Origin of the sequence: Acinetobacter sp. WC-743, assembly GCF_000335555.1 — a bacterium.
Classification (GTDB): Bacteria; Pseudomonadota; Gammaproteobacteria; order Pseudomonadales; family Moraxellaceae; genus Acinetobacter; species Acinetobacter bereziniae.
Map to the genome: position 1 here is coordinate 1 of NZ_AMFQ01000135.1, position 3,277 is coordinate 3,277.

Consider the following 3,277-nt stretch of genomic DNA (forward strand, 5'->3'; position numbering starts at 1 on the left):
CTATTTGGCAAATGATAAGTAAGACACCAGGTTTTACTCCTAAAGACATTGCCCAAGTAATAGGGGATTCGCATAACACAGTTTGCAATTACGCAAATATCAATATGCCAAATCACTTACCAAGCATAAAAAAACTGGAAGCAATTCTGTATTACACGCAAAACCCAGCTTTATTAAAAATTTGGGCGCATGAGCTTGGTTATGCATTGCTACCTGTGGAGGGTGATCGTAGTAAACACCATGAGCTTTCTATCTTTGAAGCAATGATGCAGCACAACATCAAATCAGGAAAAGCAAACAAAGTTGTTTATGACGCTTATGAAGATGGTGTTGTAACACCTCAAGAATATGAAGAGATACACCAACTCACACAGAATTTAATTGAATTGGCGACTGCTGTAGACCAAGCGGCACTAAAGCAAATGAAAAAATTTACATCAGGTGCAGAAATAGAAAAAGCCTGATTTCGTGGATCAGGCTTTTTGTAATTCAAACACTTGCAAGGATTGAATATGAAAACGAATTTAGCACAGCAGAATCAAATAGACAACTTTGACTCAAATTATGAAATGGGTGACTTGATTGTAAAAAAATCAGGAGATGATGACACGCTCTATTGTTTTGCAATCTATAGCGAGTCAGTTTTTGGTTGTTGTTACATAGGGGAACCATATGCCGAAGATGGTGAGATGGTCGATGTCAATGAGATTCGCGCCGCAACAACAGCAGAAATCCAAGCCAAACGCCGCTTAACCGAAGCCGAACAAGCTCTCGCGGAGGTTTCATGACTACAAATCAATACTTCCAAAAGGCACCTGAGCATAAACAGATCCAGTGGATTCAATCCTGGTATGAGCCTGCTTTGAAATCACTAAATGTGATTTTAGATGTTCGCCGTGCGAATTTGCGCAAAATTAAGCGTGATGAATCAAATGCTGCAGTAACACGAGATGAGTTCATAGAAATTCTTACGACAGAGCACCGTATAACCATTTATCAGGCTGGTGAAATTATCTCGAGTTTATTGCGTGCTGGCAAAATTTTAATGTTTGGTCGTTTCATTCAGATGACTGACGAGGTGGGTGAAGCATGACAAATATGAATCACCCATTAATTAGATACCACGGTGGTAAGTTTCGCATTGCTGATTGGATTATCTCAAAGTTTCCTGTACATAAAACTTACGTTGAGCCGTTCGGTGGTGGAGCATCAGTTTTGATGTGTAAGCCTCAAAGTAATATTGAAGTTTATAACGATATAGATAGCGATGTAGTTAATTTATTTCGTGTGCTTCGTAATACTGAACAATGTGAGCAGCTCAAACAATTAGTACATCTGACACCATTTTCCCGGGATGAATTTCATCTCGCGTATGAAGAAACAGAATGTCCAGTTGAGAAAGCTAGACGGATGATTGTAAGAGCACAAATGGGTTTTGGTAGTGCGGGTGCTACTAAAGGTCATACGGGATTCAGGTTGGCGGGTGGACGCCAAAAAAATTACGAAATCAATTTATGGGATCAGTACCCTCAGCGAATTGCCAAATGCGCAGAACGACTAAAACAATGTGTGATAGAAAATCAGGATGCATCAAAAATTATCAGTTTATATGATGCTGATGACACATTATTTTTTGTACATCCACCATATGTAAGAAGTACCAGAACAGCAAATGTTGTGGCTTATCGTCATGAAATGACAGATTCAGATCATGAAATTTTATTAGATCAACTCGTTAATGTGAAAGGTTCGGTAATTATTACAGGTTACGAACATGACATTTACAACGACAAATTATCTAAATGGACAAAATTCACTAAATCTGTGCAGGCATCTGGACGGCTTGGTGGTGTAACACGCCAAGAGTGTCTATGGATTTCCCCAAAAGCGCAATATCAAGATTTATTTGGAGGGCAATATGAGTAAATTTGTGCCCAATTCGTTTATGGTGGCGAACGCATTTGTAGACGAAGCTATGTACAAGATAAGCGATGCATCTGTAAAAATTTATCTATTGATCATTCGTAAAACACGTGGATGGACCAAGGAAAGTGATGCACTTTCTTTGCGTCAGTTGGAAAGTTTATCTAAGAAAAGCCGACCTACCGTCATTAAGTGCTTAACTGAACTTGAAGAAGTTGGTTTGATCAAAAAACATCATCAATCAAAATATGGGAATGTTTTCTCTCCAGTTGATAATTACGATATTGGAGAGTTAATTAAATTTCCATCTAAAAAGGTATTGGTTAAGGCGCTTATTTTGTTCAAAAAAGAGATGGTTAAAAATTTTAACCACTTTGGATATGGAGAAAAAATAGCTCAAAAACCAGTCGATTTTTACTTAAATATTGGTGGTAAAAAACCTTTACTGGTTAAAAATTTTTACCACCTTAAAACTGTGGATAACTTCCCAATGTGGTCAAATTTTTTTACCACTAAAAATGGCAAGTGGTTAAATATTTTTACCGCAGGTGGTAAAGAATTTTTACCGCAAGTGGTAAAGAATTTTAACCCACAAAGTAACACTATCAAAAGACACTATCAAAATAAAAAAAATTGGCTTTCTTTTGAAAAATTAGAATCGAAAATTATTTCTCTCAATAACTCGGTTGATACTGGCGATATTTTGAACGCTTCATGGTTTAAACATGAATTAGAGAAATTCGAACTCTACAACGCTGGAAGAGATCACTCAGATGATTTGATGATTTGTTTCTTTGCTGAATGGCTGATCAAAGTTTATTTGAGAACTCAAAAACAAAATGTATTGAAATCAAAAGCCCTATCACCTAGCGAAAGCAATCCTGATTTCCTAGTTTTTTCATCCCCTAATCAGCTGTACATGTTCGCTAACAAACTTGCTCACCATCCTGAAGTTATGAGCAAGTACAGCTCTGCAGGTGAGTCATACGAAAATTTAGCGGGTCGCATTGCTGCAAAACTATCAGATCCAACAGAACGTCAAAATTGGAAATCATATCTTGCTGACGTAGGTTTTAAACCTAAGGGTAAAGGTGTTTCGATATGAAATACGGATCTGTTTGCTCAGGCATTGAAGCTGCTACAGTTGCATGGCATGAGCTCGGTTGGAAGCCTGTCTGGTTTGCAGAAATAGAAAAATTTCCAAGCCAAGTCTTGGCACATCACTATCCCGATATTCCCAATCTTGGTGATATGACCACCATTGCTGAAAAAGTTAAAAGTTATGAAGTAGAAGCACCCGATATATTGGTTGGAGGAACCCCATGCCAAGCATTTTCTGTAGCCGGGTTAAGAA

6 protein-coding genes are annotated in these 3,277 nt (G+C 37.8%); all 6 read left to right on the forward strand.

The window, feature by feature from the left end:
* The first annotated feature begins 2 nt into the window (after window positions 1-2).
* Window positions 3-464, forward strand: coding sequence for a phage regulatory CII family protein (locus ACINWC743_RS20705; protein ID WP_228129121.1), 462 nt, complete (start codon window positions 3-5; stop codon window positions 462-464).
* A gap of 48 nt (window positions 465-512) precedes the next feature.
* Window positions 513-788 carry a hypothetical protein gene (locus tag ACINWC743_RS20710; protein ID WP_009586852.1) on the forward strand — a complete coding sequence of 92 codons (276 nt, stop codon included), beginning with the start codon at window positions 513-515 and terminating at the stop codon, window positions 786-788.
* Window positions 785-1,093 carry a hypothetical protein gene (locus ACINWC743_RS20715; protein WP_009586850.1) on the forward strand — a complete coding sequence of 103 codons (309 nt, stop codon included), beginning with the start codon at window positions 785-787 and terminating at the stop codon, window positions 1,091-1,093. Before ACINWC743_RS20710 ends, ACINWC743_RS20715 begins: the two co-directional genes overlap by 4 nt.
* On the forward strand, window positions 1,090-1,926 hold the full coding sequence (locus ACINWC743_RS20720) for a DNA adenine methylase (RefSeq protein WP_035301532.1): 837 nt from the start codon (window positions 1,090-1,092) through the stop codon (window positions 1,924-1,926). The genes ACINWC743_RS20715 and ACINWC743_RS20720 overlap by 4 nt, the downstream gene beginning before the upstream one ends.
* Window positions 1,919-3,028, forward strand: coding sequence for a replication protein (locus ACINWC743_RS20725; protein ID WP_009586853.1), 1,110 nt, complete (start codon window positions 1,919-1,921; stop codon window positions 3,026-3,028). The genes ACINWC743_RS20720 and ACINWC743_RS20725 overlap by 8 nt, the downstream gene beginning before the upstream one ends.
* The coding region (locus ACINWC743_RS20730) for a DNA cytosine methyltransferase (RefSeq protein ID WP_009586851.1) at window positions 3,025-3,277 on the forward strand (253 nt) is incomplete at its 3' end. The genes ACINWC743_RS20725 and ACINWC743_RS20730, both read left to right, overlap by 4 nt.

Excerpts from the sequence above, each read along its gene's own strand:
- ACINWC743_RS20710 (WP_009586852.1), top strand. The coding sequence starts at position 513 with ATGAAAACGAATTTAGCACAGCAGAATCAAATAGACAACTTTGACTCA.
- ACINWC743_RS20715 (WP_009586850.1), top strand. The coding sequence starts at position 785 with ATGACTACAAATCAATACTTCCAAAAGGCACCTGAGCATAAACAGATC.
- ACINWC743_RS20720 (WP_035301532.1), top strand. The coding sequence starts at position 1,090 with ATGACAAATATGAATCACCCATTAATTAGATACCACGGTGGTAAGTTT.
- ACINWC743_RS20725 (WP_009586853.1), top strand. The coding sequence starts at position 1,919 with ATGAGTAAATTTGTGCCCAATTCGTTTATGGTGGCGAACGCATTTGTA.